Source organism: Mesorhizobium sp. M5C.F.Ca.IN.020.32.2.1 (assembly GCF_004023105.1).
Taxonomy (GTDB): Bacteria; Pseudomonadota; Alphaproteobacteria; order Rhizobiales; family Rhizobiaceae; genus Mesorhizobium; species Mesorhizobium wenxiniae.
The window spans coordinates 1-15,946 of record NZ_RZSX01000032.1 but is presented as its reverse complement, the minus strand read 5'-3'; the positions used below and the strand labels follow the sequence as shown (position 1 = coordinate 15,946).

The window sequence follows — 15,946 nt, the reverse complement described above, 5'->3', positions numbered from 1 at the left end:
ACATGGCACAGATGCGGGATCCTGGTGCCTTCGCGCTTCGCAACGTCCCAAATGGTCTCGTCGTCAGCAGCTGTGACCGTTTTACCGTCGAGGGTGAATATGACGCCATCTGCCATTTCAAAGATCATCCCTAAAATGCGTCAAAAGGTGATTGACCGGATTGGGCGCCGCCTGGCCAAGACCGCAGATGGAGGAATCTCGCATCACTGTTTCAAGGTCGCGCATCGCCGTCTCGTTGGGCACGCCCTTCTCTTTCAAGAGCGTTACCAGCTTTTCGGTTCCTTCCCGGCACGGCGTGCATTTCCCGCAACTCTCATGTTTGAAGAAATTCATGAGATTGAGGGTCACATCCTTGATATTGTCGGCTTGCGAAAGCACGACCACCGCATGTGAGCCGACAAAGGCGCCCTGTTTGGCGAGTTCGCCGCCGAAATCGAGTTCAATGTCGCCCATCGACGCCGGAAGGATGCCCCCCGAGGCTCCACCTGGCAGATAGGCCTTGAATTCATGCCCGTCTGCCATGCCGCCGCAATAATCCTCGATCAATTCGCGCACGGTGACGCCGGCCGGGGCCAGCTTGACACCCGGCTCCTTCACATGTCCGGAAACCGACCAGGAGCGAATTCCCTGATGGCCGGGCTTGCCTTGAGCGGCGAACCATTCGGGCCCCTTCTCGACGATGTCGCGAATCCACCACAGCGTCTCGACGTTGTGGTTGAGTGTCGGGCGTCCGAAAAGGCCGACTTCGGCAATATAAGGAGGCCGGTGTCGGGGCATGCCGCGCTTGCCCTCGATGCTTTCCAGCATCGCGCTTTCCTCGCCGCAAATATAGGCGCCGGCGCCGCGCCGCAGTTCGATGAAGCCGGGCTTGACGATGCCGGCCCCCTCGAGCGCCGCGATCTCGGCGCGCAAAATGGCGAGCACGGCTGGGTATTCGTCGCGCATGTAGAAGTAAACGCGCTTGGCCTCCACCGCGTAGGCAGCGATCAGCGCCCCTTCTAAGGTACGATGCGGATCGCTTTCAAGATAGACGCGGTCCTTGAAAGTGCCAGGCTCGCCTTCGTCGCCATTGATCGACATCAGCCGCGGCCCTGGATAGCCGCGCACGAAACTCCATTTCTTGCCGGCCGGAAAGCCGGCGCCGCCGAGGCCGCGCAGGCCGGCGTGCTCCATGATCTCGATAATGGCATTCGTGGTCAGCACGCCGTCGCGCACTTTCTGCAAGAGCAGATACCCACCGGCAGCGCGATAGGCATCCAAGCCGACATAGTCAGGCGCCGCTGTGCGGATGTCCCCGTCTCTCGCCATCGCCAACAGCTTGTGGCTTGTCGCGTGGTCGACTTCGCGGTCGCCGACGCGCGCGGCAGGGGCGGTGGCGCAGCGGCCCATGCAGGGCGCACGCATGACGCGGATGGCCTGCGGGTCGGCGTCGCCGGCCAGTTCGCCAAACAGGCGTTCCGCGCCCGCCAGCATGCAGCTTATCGATTCGCAAACCCGGATTGTCAGCGGCGCGGGCCGCGCCTCGCCTTCCTTCACGATATCGAAATGGTCGTAGAAGGTCGCGACCTCGTAAACCTCCACCTGGGACAGACGCATGTCCTCGGCAAGCGCGCACAGATGCGCGGCCGACAGACAACCGTAGTGGTCTTGGATCAGATGCAGGAACTCGATCAAGAGATCCCGGCGCCGTTCGCGATGGCCAAGAAGTTCCCGGACATCTGCCAGGGCCACGTCATCCAGCGCCCGCCCTTTGGGTCCGCGATCCGGGGACCGCCGTTGCTGCATTGTCATTCTCTCTCCTCCCGGCGCGAACCCTTCGTCTGAGGAAGGCGGCTCAAGCCACCGATATCGTTGTCAGTTTCCCGCATTACAGTTCAAGTGAGCGTATCCTGCCCTTGAGCCCGGCGCACCTTTGATCAAGGACCTGCCACACGAGTTGAAGCAATGCCGGTCTGGCAATTTTTAGCATCCCGGGGCGCCGCGACAGAACTGATCTGCGCCCTGATTTGTCGCACGGTTTATACCGGGGCAGCTTGCGCCCTCTCGATCAAGAAAATGATGTGGTCGCCATCCCGTTCCGTCGCCTCCAGGCGGTCGCCCGTTTCGTTGATCAGATTGGGAATGTCTATGGCCGCCAGCGGATCGGTGCAACGGACCTCAAGACGCTCGCCTGGCCTTATGCCGCTGAGCGCCTTGCGGGTTTTCAGCGCCGGCAAGGGACATTTCAATCCCGTCAGATCGAGCTGTCTCGTTGTCATGGTGGCGCACCATGGCGGACCGGTCACCGGTCGTCAACGGCCACGGCCTCCCGGCTGCCGCAAATGAGAGCGGCCAGGGGTCTCGGCAAACTGCGTGCGCCGGCCCGACGGCGTTCGTCAATTCAGGTCCGAATAGGCGAGGAACTGAACGGTCTGACCCGGCTCTACCTGGGCTACTTCCTCGCCGAGTTCGACAAGGCCGTCGGTTTGGACCAAAGAAGACAGCAGGCCCGCGCCCTCGCGCGGGAATTTGACGGCTTCATATGTACCGTCCTGCGTTCCACGCAGGCTTACCCGCACATATTCGCGTCGCCCCGGCTTTTTTCGGTAGGAAAAGGCGGCCCGCACAGGCCGCGAAATTGGTGGCTGCTGCCGTGCGCCGGCCAGTGCCAAGATCGCGGCGCGCGCAATATGGGCGAATGTGACGAAGCTCGCCACCGGATTTCCGGGCAGCCCAATGAAGGCTGTTCCCCTGATCACCCCCATGGCGACTGGTCGGCCGGGTTTTATGGCCACCCGCCAGAATACCAGGGTGCCCACACTCTCTAGTGCTGCCTTGACGCAGTCGGCCTCCCCGGTCGAGACCCCGCCGGAGGCCAGGATCAGGTCCTGGCCTGGGGCAGCCTCGCTCAGCACATCCGCGATCAGGCTGCTGTCGTCAGTCAGAATGCCCAAATCGGTGGTCTCGCAGCCCACTCTTGCGAGCATGGCCATAAGCATGAAACGGTTCGAATCGAAAAGCTGGGCCGGTCCCCGGACATTTCCCGGCGCGACGATCTCGTTGCCGGTCGAGAAGATCGCGACGCGAACTTTGCGCCGGACTTCGAGCTGCGTCATGCCGAGAGCCGCGGCGAGCGCAACATCTTGCGGGCGCATGCGCTGGCCGGCCTGCAGGACCACCTTGCCTGCTGCGACATCCTCGCCCGCCGGCCGCACGTTGGCTCCCCTTTTCAGGCCCGGCGGAAGAATGACCCTGCCGGTCTCGTCGACACGGACATCTTCCTGCATGTAGACCGTGTCTGCCCCCTCCGGCAGCGGAGCGCCAGTGAAGATGCGTATGGCTTGTCCGGGCGCGGCGGGCCGATCCGGGGCCACCCCGGCCTGGATCCTGTCGCTCACGAGGAAAGCTTTTTCAGCGGTTCCCGGCAGGTCGTCGCCGCGCAGTGCATAGCCGTCGACGGCTGAGTTGGTGAAAGGCGGCAGGGGCAGCGGCGCAACTAAATCTCTCGCCAGGACGCGCCCATCGGCATTCGCCAGCTGGACGGTTTCGGTCTCGTCCACAACGGTCAGCCGTGAAGCAATCAGTGCGGCGGTATCATCGACCGATCGCATCGGGCCGCCGAAAGCGAAGCAGTCGTCTGAAAGTTGCGCCATCGAGCCTTCAGCCTCTGTGGATCTGGCCGAACCGGCAGCTCGGCGCCATCCGGCAAGCCAGTCTGCGCTTATAGGCGCTTTTGTCGACCGGCCTGCGTTTGAACAGGGTATATAGTAGACGTCAAGCTGAAGGTAATGCATCCACCCCGGCGAGCAGGATTGCAATTTTCAAGAGAGCGCCATGCAGCAGATGAAAAGCCGACCAGACCCCGCCATCATCATGCCGAGTCCGGAGGACATCCGATTGACCGAACAGGTCAGCGGCATCGATCATACGGGCGCCGCTATTCAAGTCCGCGTCCCCGTTGAACGCCCGCTGACGCTCTATCTGAACGCGCAGGAGATCGTCACGATGATGACGATCAGCGATTATCCCGAATATCTGGCGCTGGGCTACCTGCTCAATCAGAACATGCTCAAATTCGACGACGTCGTAACCGAAGTCGAGTATGACGACGACCTGCAGGTCGTGATCGTTCGTACCGAGCGCAACACCAATTACGAGCAGAAGCTCAAGAAACGGACGCAGACTTCAGGCTGCGCGCAGGGTACGGCTTTCGGCGATCTTCTCGAGGCGCTCGAAAATACCGCTCTGCCGGCCGCCGTACTGCACACCTCCTGGCTTTACCAAATGACCCGCACGATCAACACGACGCCGTCGCTCTATCTTGAAGCGGGCGCGATTCATGGTTGCGTGCTTTGCAAGGAAGGAACGCCGGTCTGTTATATGGAGGATGTCGGGCGCCACAATGCCGTCGACAAAATCGCCGGCTGGATGTATCGCCACGGCATCGATCCGGCCGACAAGATCCTTTATACGACGGGCAGGCTGACGTCGGAAATGACGATCAAGACGGTTCGAATGGGCATTCCGATCCTCGTCTCACGCTCGGGTTTCACCGCTTGGGGCGTCGATTTGGCGCGTCAGGCAGGCTTGACGCTCGTCGGCCGGGCGCGCGGCAAGCGGTTCGCCGTGCTGTCTGGCGAGGATCGGATTGTCTTCGACCAGGACCTCGCTTCCGTCGACGAGGAAGCACCTCGTCACAGACGCAAGGGAGCCGCCGATGGCGAATAAGAAGGTGCCCACCCTGGGCGTCGTTCTCGCCGGGGGGCTCGCCCGGCGCATGGGCGGTGGCGACAAATCCATGCGTCGGATCGACGGACTCACGATCCTCGATCGTGTCCTCGATCGCCTCGGCCCGCAATGCGACGGGCTCTTGCTGAACGCCAATGGCGACCCTGCCCGCTTTGACCGCTTTCGCCTTCCAGTCGTCGCCGACCCGGTCGAGAACTATCCGGGGCCGCTCGCTGGCGTGCTTGCGGGCCTCGATTGGGCTGAGGAGAACAGGCCCGACGTCGAATGGATCGTCAGCGTCGCGGCGGACTGTCCTTTTTTGCCGCGCGACCTCGTCGAACGGCTGCATCGGGCGCGCTTGGCGAAAGGTGCGGATCTGGCGGTGGCGATGTCAGCGCGCCGGACGCATCCTGTCATCGGACTCTGGCAAGTGGCGATGCGCGATGAGTTACGCGATGCACTCGTCGAAGAGGGCATTCGCAAGATCGACCTCTGGACGGCTCGCTACCAGGTTGCCACCGCGTCCTGGCCGGCCAAGCCGGTGGATCCATTCTTCAATGTCAACACGGTCGAAGATTTTGCCGAGGCCGAACGGCTCTGGCACCTTAGCCAGGCCGGGTAAAACCCATGCGCTCGATCCCCTCGTTGAATTCAGGCGAAGTGAGCGCGGTAAGGAAGGCCTGCACCGCGGGTCGCTCGTTGCGGGCAGAGACCAGCGCGAAATCATAATGCTCTTCCTTCAGCGCAATGAAACCGAGCCCGGCTGATTGCGCCACCGGCGCAATGGTGACGCCCCAGTCTGCTCGGTTCTGCGCCACGGCCGCCGCGACGGCATTGTGCGAGCGGGGCTGGTTCCAATATCCGTCGGGACGCGCCGGACCAAGCAGTTGGTCGATCAGGATGCGTGTACCCGAGCCCTGGTTGCGGTTGACCATCATGCAATTTGGATCGGCGAGTGCGGCACGCACCGCCTCGTCTGCGTCGGCCCCCTGGAAGCGGATGTCGCTTGGGCGGTAGACGATGCCCTGCATGCGCCGCCATCCCTCCACGAGTTCGAGGCCGTCGCTCAGGAACGGCGCATTGTAGCTTTGCGTCTTGGCGTCGAAGAGGTGGATGGGCGCGATATCGCACTCGCTCCGTTTAGCAGCGGCCAGGCCGCCCAGGCTCCCGACCGCGATAGACCGCACCGTCAGGCCGGCGCGAAACAGAATGCCCACGACGAGATCCAGGCCCGTGCAGTTGCTGCCGATCACCACGAGATCGGGAACACGGACGTGCGGTGTGAACAGCGTGACCGAAGCCTCGCTTCCGGCAGGCATATTGTCGGCTAAAGCTTCGATGCTGATGAAGCCATCCGCCTGGGCAAAGGAGGTTATCGCCCCCGAGCCCTTGCCGGTGGGATAGGCGACCAGCCCCTCATCACCCTCGACCAGCGATACCATCACGAACTCCGTGCGGCCGAGTTCGGATGGAATGCGCAGCGGAACCTTTGCCGTGACCTTCGCTTCGGTCCGAGGCGGCAGGCCCGCCATGCGGCGCAGCAAAGGTACGATCATGTCGTGCAAAGTGAACATGGCCGAAGTCGGAAATCCCGGCAGCACGACGACCGGTTTGCCGTCGCAAACGGCGAGACAGAGCGGCTTTCCTGGCTTCAGCGCCACGCCATGGGCAACGATGCCGGGCGCGCCGAGACGGTTCACGATGCGGTGGCTGACATCACCGGCGCCCTTGGAAGTCCCGCCCGACAGTATCAGCACCTCATGGGCCGCTAGCGCCTCGCGCATGGCGGCTTCCAGCTTGGCTTCGTCATCCGGATACGCGCCGAGAAAGCTCGCTTCGCCGCCAGTTTCAGTTATCGCGGCGCTGACGATTGCCCCATTGGCGTCGTAAATGCCGGCGGGTCGCAGGGCGTCGCCCGGTTGGACAAGTTCGTCGCCAGTCGACAAAACCGCCACGCGCAGCTTGCGCGCCACCGTCACCAGCGCAATTCCGCAGGCGGCAAGCATGCCAATTTCTCGCGAGCCGATCACCGTTCCGGCACGCAGCAGAACCTCACCGCGGGCAATATCGGATCCGGCATTCGAGATGAACTGGCCGGGCGAGGCTCCGCGCCTGACCTCGATGGCATCACCTTCGGTGGGTTGAGTGTGCTCCACCATGACGATGGCATCGGCGCCGCGAGGCACGGGACCGCCCGTCGAGATGGAGGTGGCGGTGCCTGCGAGCACAGGTATTTGCGGGGCAACACCGCATGCGATAGTTTCGTGGTTGAGCAGGAGCCTGGCAGGAAGGGCCTCCGACGCGGTGGCCATGTCGGCGGCGCGCACGGCAAAACCATCGACGTTCGAACGGTCGAAGGGAGGCACGTCGATAGGAGCCATGACATCATCGGCAAGCGCCAGCCCAAGCGCATCCGCAAGCGTCAGTTCTTCGGTCGGGATCGTTCGCGGAAATAGCGCCGCCTCGAAACGGGCGAGCGCCTCGTCGCGCGACAGGACCGTCAGGAACTGCTCCTGGCCGGTATCTTGGCGGGTGGATCTGGTCATGACTTACTCATCTGGGATCATCGAACACAAAGGCGCCGACAGCTGTTCCCGCAGCACACCCCTCACTGCCGCCTGGAATAGCAAGCCATGCATCCGCCATGCGGATCGCGTCCAGGGAAAAATCTCCTATCGCAAGTGGGGCCCATCTGTCTTGTTCCTGCTTCAGGAGGACGATCTCGGCCAGCCCGACCGTGGAGGAGATTTTTCGCTCCAGTGCCAGGACCGTCTGTCGCCGGGCGCTCCTGCCCGACAGGCGATCGATGGTCGGCTGAACCAGCGCAAGAAAGGCGGCAAAGGCCTGATCGGGCGCTCCGGGCAGAGCAATTATCGGGACCGCGTCGAGCCGGCCGATCGCCGCGGTTCGGCCGGGCTGCAGCGCTATGTTGTGGGCGATGAGCGCCCCACGCGCGGCAAGCACGTCGGCTGTTGCGTCGGCGCGCCCCGCACCAGTACCTCCAATCAGGATGATCAAATCGCCGGCTGCACTCGCAAGGGCCTGGGCGACGGATCTGGCGTCGCGCGTAACCGTTTCGATATCGGACACCGTCGCGCCAGAGGCTCTTGCGAGGTCGGCGATAAAATGCCCCGTTAAAGTATCGCTCGCCGGGGCGGCGACATCGATCAGGCGCAACTGCGGTGCCCGCACCGCAATTTCACCAATCCCTACACTCCGCAGGGCGAGGAGGTCCGCGGCCGACAGCCTGTGCCCTGCAATGATGAGTGGTCGGCCCGCCTCCATGTCCTCGCCAGCGCGTCGCACGCCCTGGCCCGGCGCTGCTTCCCCGAGCGCCTGGGGCATCGGGCCGCTGCAATCGATGAGATCGGCATCGAGAACGCAATCGCATCCCTCCGGCATGGCGACGCCTGCCTCTACCCAGACCGGAATTGCCATCAGCGGCAGCGGCGAATAGGCCGACGCACCGGCAAGATCGAGCGCGCGACACGCCCAGCCATCTGTCTTTGCCGTGTCGTGGGTGGGCTGCGCGTGTACCAGGGGCGGCATAGCGGCCCCAATCTTTCCAAGCGTCTGGTAAAGCGGCAAAAGAGTGGGCGCAACCGGTACCACCCCGTCGAGGAGTGCGGCGAGAGCCGCTTCGAGACCGGTCAGCGCGCCGAGGGAAGGCTGCATTCTCATCATGTCCGATGATGGGGCAGGTGCGAACCGCTTTGCAACCGACTTCAGAAGCGCTCCTGCTCGGCGTTCGAGAAAAAGAGTTGCTGGCCGTCAATTTGGTATTCGGCAATCGCCTGCTGTCCTTCAGGCGAGATCAGCCAATCTATGAAGCGTTGGCCGGGTTCAGCTTTGACGCTCGCGTGCCTCGCGGGATTCACCAGCATGACGCCGTACTGGTTGAACAGCCTTTCGTCGCCTTCGACCAGGATCTCCAGTTCGCCGCGGTTCTTGAACGCCAGCCATGTGGCGCGATCGGAAAGCACATAGGCATTCATGGCGCTGGCTGTGTTGAGCGCAGCGCCCATGCCCTGCCCAATTTCCTTGTACCAGGGCTCCTTCATCGCCGCGACATCGACACCTGCCGCCTTCCAGAGTCCGAGTTCTGCAAAGTGGGTTCCAGATTTGTCACCGCGGGAAACGAAAACAGCTTTCTTGCTCTGGATCGATGTCAAGGCGGCAGCGACATCCGGCGAACCCTTGATGCCGGCCGGGTCGCCTCTGGGCCCGATCAGGACGAAATCATTGTACATCACATCGAAGCGTCTCACGCCAAAACCTTGCCGGACGAATTTCTCCTCCTGCTCCCTGGCATGGACCAAGACCACGTCTGCGTCTCCCCGGCGGCCGGCGTCGAGGGCCTGGCCGGTTCCCTGCGCGACCACCCTCACATCGATACCGGTCTTTGTGGCGAACAAAGGCAGTATGTGATCGAAAAGGCCAGAGTCCCGCGTCGAGGTCGTCGAGGCCACGACGATCGACCGCTCCTGCGCGCCGGCCAATGCGCCGCTGGAGCCGAGGGCAGTCAAAATGATCGCAATTGCGGCAAACAGTCGATGGTTGAACACTGGAAGCTCCGTCTCCGCAGTCAAAGGACGAGCTCTCCTTGAATAAAGGCGGCAGCTTCTGCTGATGATGGGCGATCGAAAAAATCATCGACGCTGGCGTGCTCGCATAGTCGGCCGCAAACGAGGAAGACGACATCTGCCGCGACCCGGCGCACCTGCCCGAGATCGTGTGAAGCCATGACGATCTTGGTGCCCGATTGCGAGGCCATAAGGATGATCTCCTCGACATGGCGCGTAGCAGCGGGATCAAGACTGGCGGTGGGCTCATCGAGCAGCAGGATCTCGGGCTCGCGCGCCAGTGCGCGGGCAAGCGCCACGCGCTGTTGCTCGCCGCTGGATAAGCGCCGCGCAGGTCGCGCCGCCAGGCCCAGAAGGCCCACACGATCCAGAAGTTCCTCGGTGCGTGCCGCGCGACGATGGCGCCGACAACCAGCTTGCGCCAGTCCGTAGGCGACGTTGGCTGCGACGGAGCGGCGCAGCATCACCGGTTTCTGGAGCAGCATTGCCCGGCGCCCTAGCCCGCGATCGGTGCGCCCACCCCAGCTCACAGTTCCTGCGGAAGGCGCGGCAAGTCCCATGCAAACCCGAAGCAGTGACGTCTTGCCCGCCCCATTGGGACCGAGCACGAGTGTCGGCGCGCCGGGAGTAATCGCCAGGTTCACGCGGTCAAGCATAGTCGTGGCGCCTGCGCTGAGCGAGACGCGGTCCAGAATGAGAGGAAGGTCGGTAAGCGATGCACGCATCATCAAGCCAGCCGTTCCTCCGACCACGTTCGCAGGCCCCAGGCAGCGGCATTGATGGCAAGAATGAGGCCGATCAGGATGATGCCGAGCCCCATCGCGAGCGGCAGGTCTCCCTTTGAGGTTTCGAGCGCGATCGTGGTCGTCATGGTTCGGGTAAAGCCTTCTATGTTGCCGCCGACGATCATTACTGTGCCGACTTCGGCGGCCGCCCGCCCGAAGCCGGCGAGCATTGCGGTGATGAGGCTGAAACGGCTGTCCCACAAGAGCGTTACCACCCTGGCTGTCGGGCCGACGCCCATCGCTGTCAGTTCGTCGCGATATTCGCGCCACAAATCCTCGATGGTCTGGCGCGTCAGAGCTGCGATGATCGGCAGGACGAGAAGCGCCTGCGCGATGACCATGGCGGCCGGTGTGAACAGCAGGCCGAACTCGCCGAGTGGCCCTGATCGGGATAACAGCAGGTAAACGGTCAGGCCGACGACAACTGGCGGCAGGCCCATGAAGCCGTTAACAAGCACCACGAGCGCGGAACGTCCCGGAAAACGCGTCAGAGCCAGCAACGCCCCGAGCGGCAGTCCCACGACGGCTGCAATTGCAACGGCGGCCAGGGTGATGGTTAGCGAAAGACGCACTATCGAGATCAGCGTCGCGTCACCGCTCGCGATAAGCTGCCATGCACTTAGGCCTTCCGACATTCCCGTTCACCTGGGCCGCGTCGTCCTGTATTCTGCTGCATTCTTTCCGCATTCGTCAAACAATTGAAATTGCGCAGGAATATACATAATATTGCAGGATGGATTTGCTGACGATTCCGGAAGCCTCAGACTATTTGCGCCTGGGCGAACGCAAGCTTTACGAACTGGTCGCCAAAAACAGGATCCCGTGCAGCAAAGTGACGGGCAAGTGGCTGTTTCCGCGTAACGAACTCGACCGGTGGGTTCTCTCGGGATTGTCGCATCCTGAGGGACTGATTCCGCCCGAGCCGCCGCCCATAGTCGGCGGCAGCCAGGACGATCTGCTTGAATGGAGCCTTCGCCAGGCAGGCTCCGGCCTCGCCTCGCTGACCGAGGGGACGGGAGCCGGCGTTGCGCGTCTTTTGCGTGGCGAAGTCGCCGCTGCCGCGATACATTACCACAATGATGCAGCCGACCCCAATGTGGAGGCCGCGCGCGCAATGCCGCGGCTGCACGATGCGGTGCTGATCGGTTTCACGCGGCGCGAACAGGGGCTGCTGCTGCCGCCGGGCAACCCCCGATCACTCAACAGCCTGGCCGATGTCCTTGAAAGCGGCGCCAAAATGGCGGTGCGTCAGACCGGGGCCGGAGCCCAAATGCTGCTGGATGTCCTGGTCGCCCGCGCCAGCCGGAAGCGTTTGAACCGGCTCGCGCCGCCATGCCTGACAGGGCCTGATCTCGCAGCCGCGATCCGGACCGGGAGGGCCGATTGCGGAATCGCCACACGCGCCGCCGCGCGCGCCGCCGGCCTGGAGTTCGTATCATTGGCGTGGGAGAATTTCGATCTGCTGATGCGGCAGCGAACCTATTTTCAGCCTTCGATCCAGGCGCTGATCCGCCTCATGGCTCAGGACAGCTTCGCCCGGCGCGCCGCAGAACTCACGGGGTATGACACGAGCCCGGCCGGGCAGGTCCGTTTCTTCAATTGAGGTGGCGTGTCAATGGGGCGCCGGACGCGCCGCTGATCGTATTCAGCCGAGGTCGATTTCGCCTTCGACGACGTGGTGCAAACCGGCGCGTTCAGCCGTAATCACGGCCCGCACAGTCAGACGCCCCTGCCCTTTCAGCCCCCCATCCGCCACAGCCTTTTCGATTGCCTGCTGCGAGGTTACGCCGACCTGCTTCAGGAACTTGCGCATCGACACGTTGAAGGGATCGGTTTCCATGTTTTGGGTCATATGATTGCCTCTAATAGCTGGGACGGTGCGGCTGGTCGGATTGCGATCGCATGCTGCTCTCCGGCGAAGGCGCTGCCGGCCAGCGGAACACGGAAACGTATGATGCGCAATGCATAAGACGCTCGCAATGCATTTGCTCGCAGCTGTTTTCCTCGCTGGCGGGACGACACATGGCGCGGAACTGCGCGGGCATGGCGGTCCCGTGCGGGCGATTTCCGTGGCGCCGGACGGAAAGACGGTGGCAACCGGCAGTTTTGACACCAAGGCGATCATCTGGTCGCTGGAGACCGGCGAAGCGCGCGACGTGCTGCTTTTTCATGAAGGTGAGGTAAGTGCCGTGGCCGCACTGCCGAACGGGCGCTTTGCCAGTGCGGGTGCGGACGGTCGCATCGCGATCTGGCAAACCGGTCGAGGCGAGCCGGCCCTCATTCTGCAGGGTCACACCGGACCTGTCGCCGACCTCGAACTGTCACCCGACGGATCGATGCTGGCTTCGGCGTCCTGGGACACCACCGTCCGGCTCTGGCCCCTTGCTGGTGGGAAAGCGCGCGTCCTGGAAGGCCATGGCGCAAACGTCAATGCACTCGCCTTCCTGGCGGACGCAACCCTCGTCAGCGCCGGCTATGACGCCACAGTCATCTTTTGGCCGAGCCAGGCTGGGGCGGCGCCGGTTCGGGCCATCATGCCGACGCCGCTCAACACGCTTGTAAGAGCGCCCGGCGACCGGCTGTTCGTCGGAGGTGCGGACGGGCGGGTACGGTTGCTCGATCGGCGCGGCAAAGTGCAGTTGGAAGTTCAGGCCTTACGCAAACCGGTGATTGCGCTCGCCGCCACGCCAGACCCGAACTATCTCGCAGTCGCCGGCATCGGTGATGGAATCCTGTTGCTGGACGCTATGAGCCTCTCCACCATCCGCACTCTCGACACATCCGGCGTGGCGGTATGGTCGCTCGCGTTCGCGGCTGGCGGCAAGACGCTTCTGGCTGGCGGCGCCGACCATCTGGTGCGGGAATGGAACATTGCGACGGGCGAGCGCCTTGGAGCCGCTACGGCCGGCAGGGCCGATCCGATGGCCAGATACGCGGGTAATCCGGACGCGGAAGTATTTCGCGCCTGCGTAGCTTGCCATACTCTCGACCCGAAGGACGGCCATCGAGCCGGGCCGACGCTGCATGGCATTTTCGGGCGCAAAATAGCATCCGTGCCGGGTTACCACTATTCGCCCGCTTTCCGAAAAATGGACATCGTCTGGACACCGGAAACAGTGTCGGCGCTGTTCGAGTTGGGTCCGAACGCCTACACCCCCGGTACCAAGATGCCTGAACAGACGATCAGCAATGCCGAGGATCGAGCAGCCCTGATCCGCTTTCTTCAGGCCGAGACACGTACCGACTAGGGCCTGAATCCACCCCAAGCCTCCTCAGTGCAAGGCCGTCGCACATTCCAAAATAGCGTCAGTTGAGCCGGACGATTTCCCAGTTCAATGCTGCCGCGAAGCTGACCCACAACAGGTAAGGCCAGAGCAGCATCGAGGCCGTGGGATCGATCTGCCAGAACGCCACGATTGTCAGAACGACTGCAAGCCAAAGGAGCACGATCACGACCAGTCCACCTCGCGGGCTGTGGAACGAAAAGAACACCCACTACCAGGCCGCGTTCAGCGCGATCTGAATGAGAAAGATCGCCACCGCAAAGCTGATCCAGTCGACATTGGCATTCAGCACGCGATAGAAGGCATAGGCCATCATCAGGTACAGCGTCGTCCACACCGGGGCAAATATCCAATTCGGTGGGTTGAAAGAGGGTTTGGTCAGGTGCGCGTACCATGTCGGTACATTGGGAATGGTAGCGAGATTGCCGGCGATTGCCGCAGCCGCGACCGGCACGGTAGCCGCCAGAACGAGAAGAAGCTTGCTCGTCCCGGTATAGATCATGATGCCCCTTGTGTTGAACCGACACGCAGTAACGCTGGAGGGGTCGGCGAAGTTTCACCGCCGCAGTCGCAGATCTGTACGTTGCGCGGCGTGGGGCGGCGACCACACTGCAAACGGTGGTTGCGATGGCAAACCAAGGGTTTGTATCATGAACGCCGTCGCCTCCTAGTCTCTCAATACGAAGGCAGGGTCGATCAGGCCTTGGCATTGAGGCGCAACGCCCGCTTTGCTGACGCCAAAGCATTGGCATAGTCCAAGAGTTCGCCGAAGCCGAAACTGACATGGGCTCGGATACGTTGGATCGCCGGCCGCAATGGCAGCCGCCTCGCCTGGCCCGACAATCAAATGCGCGGTGATGGTTGCCAAGCTCGATCGACTGTCGCGTGACGTAGCCTTCACTGCGGGGCTGATGGTTCAGCGGGTCCGTTCATCGTCGCCGACCTCGGCGCTGATGCCGATTCATGCTGCAGTGTACGCAGCACTTGCCGGGAAGGAGGCGACTGATCTCAGAACGGACGAAGGCCGCCCTCGCCTCGCGCAGGAACACGGGTAGCAAACTTGGTGATCCGACCAACACCGCGAAGCCGATGCCAAGGGCCGGAAAATCTCAATTAGGGAAGCTACAGATTTGCCCAGGCCATGCTGCCGATCATCGCCTCCATCCAGCAGTCCGGCATTTACAAACCTGCGCGGCCTATCCATCGCCTTGAACAGCCGCGGTGTTCGCACGGCACGTAATGGCCAATCTCAGGTCTCGAACGTGCGAAATATCTTGGCTAGGCGATCTGCTGCCCATCTTTGATAGGCGGGACTAACTAGCAGCCGCGTTCGTTGCAGTACATGGCGTCCTTAGCCGCTGTGAACTATCAATCATAGCAGCGGCTGCGCAGGTGTCAGGGTGCGGTGAGCCAAATCGAAGCGGTTCACGCGGCCTGCCCTATGCGGCAGCCAGGACGCGCCTGATAGGCAACGTCCACTGTGCCTAACCGACCGTTGGACTACAAGGGGGCCGACGTGCGGACATGGCGCGCCTTGCTCGTTCTCGGTAGCCGATCAGACGCTTAACTGCATGTCTCAGCGTTCACCCACCGGTCGCTCTGAACGTATCTCAGAGTTAACGATTCCGAAACCATACCGTTAGGCAAGATTTATCTAATATTGCTGATCCGAATCTGTTCATGTACCTTAATTTGGCATATTTTTCATTACTGACGTTGTTATTATACAACGCCATATGCGCCTTCGAAATCGTTATAGAAACTTGACGGCACGCCTGCCGTTGGAGCCAGTCGTATGACCATCGGCCACGCACATGCGTGCCCCGAAGTCCTGGGGCTATTGTTGACCTCCAAGTGCAACATTAAGTGCAGGCACTGCTGTAACGATTCTCATCCCGCCAATTCGGAATCGGCATCGTTCGAGCGGATCTCCCGGTTGATCGACGAAGCCGCGGAGATTCCGTCGATCAGAGAAATCGGAGTAAGCGGCGGTGAGCCGTTTCTCTACCTTAAGCTCTTAAAAGAGATCTTCTCCTACGCCCGCACCTGCGGATTTACGTCCTCCGTAACCACTAACGGGTTTTGGGGCGGCTCGCCAGGAGCGGGCGGGCAATTGGATGAGCTAAGGGATGCAGGGCTCGGCGCCGTCAACATCAGCACCAGCCCGTTCCATCAGGAATTCCTGTCGCTGAGCAGGATTCTCGGCGCAGCAAAGACAGCACTGAGTGTCGGACTGAAGGTAACCGTGAACATCGTCTCAACGTCTACTACGGAGATTGACGACGTCCGTGGCGCATTCAATGAGTTGGGAGACAGGGTGCGGTTTGTCGTCATGCCCTGCTTGCCGGCTGGCCGCGCCTTGACGAGGGTGGAACAACAAGAATTTCCTGCGGATTTCACTTGGCCATTAGGCAACTGCCGGGAGCATTTCAAAAAGCTTGCAGTCGACCTTTCCGGCGATGTCTATCCGTGCTGTTCACCCGGGGGCTTTACCGAGCCGCTGCGGATGGGAAGCGGGCATCGCTCCACGCTTGGCGAGATCGTGAAGGCATCGGACCAGAACAAGCTTCTCGCTGTCCTGGAATCC

At 62.1% G+C, this 15,946-nt stretch carries 15 protein-coding genes and 1 pseudogene; 6 read left to right on the top strand and 10 right to left on the bottom strand.

The features are described 5' to 3' along the window. Positions 1-117 precede the first annotated feature (117 nt). From EOA86_RS02980 to glp, 3 genes are all read right to left on the bottom strand, one after another. Positions 118-1,791, bottom strand: a complete 1,674-nt coding sequence (locus EOA86_RS02980; protein ID WP_128340667.1) for an NADH-ubiquinone oxidoreductase-F iron-sulfur binding region domain-containing protein — start codon at positions 1,789-1,791, stop codon at positions 118-120. 227 nt (positions 1,792-2,018) lie between these two features. Next, complete coding sequence (locus EOA86_RS02975) at positions 2,019-2,258, bottom strand: sulfurtransferase TusA family protein (RefSeq protein ID WP_127209119.1); 240 nt, start codon at positions 2,256-2,258, stop codon at positions 2,019-2,021. Between the two features lie 117 nt (positions 2,259-2,375). Continuing rightward, positions 2,376-3,632, bottom strand: a complete 1,257-nt coding sequence (gene glp, locus EOA86_RS02970) for a gephyrin-like molybdotransferase Glp (RefSeq protein ID WP_128340666.1) — start codon at positions 3,630-3,632, stop codon at positions 2,376-2,378. 181 nt (positions 3,633-3,813) lie between these two features. On the opposite strand from glp, the gene fdhD reads away from it, so the two are divergent. Next, complete coding sequence (fdhD, locus tag EOA86_RS02965) at positions 3,814-4,707, top strand: formate dehydrogenase accessory sulfurtransferase FdhD (RefSeq protein ID WP_095518952.1); 894 nt, start codon at positions 3,814-3,816, stop codon at positions 4,705-4,707. Next, positions 4,697-5,329, top strand: coding sequence for a molybdenum cofactor guanylyltransferase MobA (mobA, locus tag EOA86_RS02960; protein WP_065010873.1), 633 nt, complete (start codon positions 4,697-4,699; stop codon positions 5,327-5,329). The genes fdhD and mobA overlap by 11 nt, the downstream gene beginning before the upstream one ends. Here the strand turns inward: mobA and EOA86_RS02955 are convergent. From EOA86_RS02955 to EOA86_RS02935, 5 genes are read right to left on the bottom strand one after another with little or no spacing between them, the layout of a single operon-like run. Further along, positions 5,313-7,253, bottom strand: a complete 1,941-nt coding sequence (locus EOA86_RS02955; protein ID WP_128340665.1) for a molybdopterin biosynthesis protein — start codon at positions 7,251-7,253, stop codon at positions 5,313-5,315. The genes mobA and EOA86_RS02955 overlap by 17 nt on opposite strands. 7 nt (positions 7,254-7,260) lie before the next feature. Next, positions 7,261-8,391, bottom strand: coding sequence for a molybdopterin-binding protein (locus tag EOA86_RS02950; protein ID WP_128340664.1), 1,131 nt, complete (start codon positions 8,389-8,391; stop codon positions 7,261-7,263). 41 nt (positions 8,392-8,432) lie between these two features. Then, complete coding sequence (locus EOA86_RS02945; protein WP_245497096.1) at positions 8,433-9,257, bottom strand: substrate-binding domain-containing protein; 825 nt, start codon at positions 9,255-9,257, stop codon at positions 8,433-8,435. Positions 9,258-9,292: 35 nt separating this feature from the next. Beyond that, positions 9,293-10,015, bottom strand: a complete 723-nt coding sequence (locus EOA86_RS02940) for an ATP-binding cassette domain-containing protein (RefSeq protein WP_127209040.1) — start codon at positions 10,013-10,015, stop codon at positions 9,293-9,295. Between the two features lie 2 nt (positions 10,016-10,017). Further along, entirely contained in the window at positions 10,018-10,710 is a 693-nt protein-coding gene (locus EOA86_RS02935; protein WP_128340662.1) for an ABC transporter permease, read from the bottom strand. Positions 10,711-10,808: 98 nt separating this feature from the next. On the opposite strand from EOA86_RS02935, the gene EOA86_RS02930 reads away from it, so the two are divergent. Beyond that, entirely contained in the window at positions 10,809-11,678 is an 870-nt protein-coding gene (locus EOA86_RS02930) for a helix-turn-helix transcriptional regulator (RefSeq protein WP_127209035.1), read from the top strand. 42 nt (positions 11,679-11,720) lie between these two features. On the opposite strand, the gene EOA86_RS02925 is transcribed toward EOA86_RS02930, so the two are convergent. Beyond that, positions 11,721-11,927: a DUF6494 family protein gene (locus EOA86_RS02925; RefSeq protein WP_029350232.1), complete on the bottom strand. Its 207-nt coding sequence runs from the start codon at positions 11,925-11,927 to the stop codon at positions 11,721-11,723. A 127-nt stretch (positions 11,928-12,054) separates the two neighbouring features. On the opposite strand from EOA86_RS02925, the gene EOA86_RS02920 reads away from it, so the two are divergent. Then, on the top strand, positions 12,055-13,323 hold the full coding sequence (locus EOA86_RS02920; protein ID WP_348633314.1) for a c-type cytochrome: 1,269 nt from the start codon (positions 12,055-12,057) through the stop codon (positions 13,321-13,323). A gap of 58 nt (positions 13,324-13,381) precedes the next feature. On the opposite strand, the pseudogene EOA86_RS02915 reads toward EOA86_RS02920, so the two are convergent. Next, a pseudogene (locus tag EOA86_RS02915) lies at positions 13,382-13,861 on the bottom strand (TspO/MBR family protein). Positions 13,862-14,174: 313 nt separating this feature from the next. Between EOA86_RS02915 and EOA86_RS02910 the strand changes: the two are divergent. Both EOA86_RS02910 and EOA86_RS02905 read left to right on the top strand, forming a co-directional pair. Next, positions 14,175-14,414, top strand: coding sequence for a hypothetical protein (locus EOA86_RS02910; RefSeq protein WP_128340660.1), 240 nt, complete (start codon positions 14,175-14,177; stop codon positions 14,412-14,414). A gap of 740 nt (positions 14,415-15,154) precedes the next feature. Then, positions 15,155-15,946, top strand: a 792-nt coding sequence (locus tag EOA86_RS02905; protein ID WP_128340659.1) for a radical SAM protein, incomplete at its 3' end; no start/stop codon positions are given.

Coding starts and splice junctions, on each gene's coding strand:
- EOA86_RS02980 (WP_128340667.1), bottom strand. CDS start 1,791: ATGACAATGCAGCAACGGCGGTCCCCGGATCGCGGACCCAAAGGGCGG.
- EOA86_RS02975 (WP_127209119.1), bottom strand. CDS start 2,258: ATGACAACGAGACAGCTCGATCTGACGGGATTGAAATGTCCCTTGCCG.
- glp (WP_128340666.1), bottom strand. CDS start 3,632: ATGGCGCAACTTTCAGACGACTGCTTCGCTTTCGGCGGCCCGATGCGA.
- fdhD (WP_095518952.1), top strand. CDS start 3,814: ATGCAGCAGATGAAAAGCCGACCAGACCCCGCCATCATCATGCCGAGT.
- mobA (WP_065010873.1), top strand. CDS start 4,697: ATGGCGAATAAGAAGGTGCCCACCCTGGGCGTCGTTCTCGCCGGGGGG.
- EOA86_RS02955 (WP_128340665.1), bottom strand. CDS start 7,253: ATGACCAGATCCACCCGCCAAGATACCGGCCAGGAGCAGTTCCTGACG.
- EOA86_RS02950 (WP_128340664.1), bottom strand. CDS start 8,391: ATGATGAGAATGCAGCCTTCCCTCGGCGCGCTGACCGGTCTCGAAGCG.
- EOA86_RS02940 (WP_127209040.1), bottom strand. CDS start 10,015: ATGCGTGCATCGCTTACCGACCTTCCTCTCATTCTGGACCGCGTCTCG.
- EOA86_RS02935 (WP_128340662.1), bottom strand. CDS start 10,710: ATGTCGGAAGGCCTAAGTGCATGGCAGCTTATCGCGAGCGGTGACGCG.
- EOA86_RS02930 (WP_127209035.1), top strand. CDS start 10,809: ATGGATTTGCTGACGATTCCGGAAGCCTCAGACTATTTGCGCCTGGGC.
- EOA86_RS02925 (WP_029350232.1), bottom strand. CDS start 11,927: ATGACCCAAAACATGGAAACCGATCCCTTCAACGTGTCGATGCGCAAG.
- EOA86_RS02920 (WP_348633314.1), top strand. CDS start 12,055: ATGCATTTGCTCGCAGCTGTTTTCCTCGCTGGCGGGACGACACATGGC.
- EOA86_RS02910 (WP_128340660.1), top strand. CDS start 14,175: ATGGCAGCCGCCTCGCCTGGCCCGACAATCAAATGCGCGGTGATGGTT.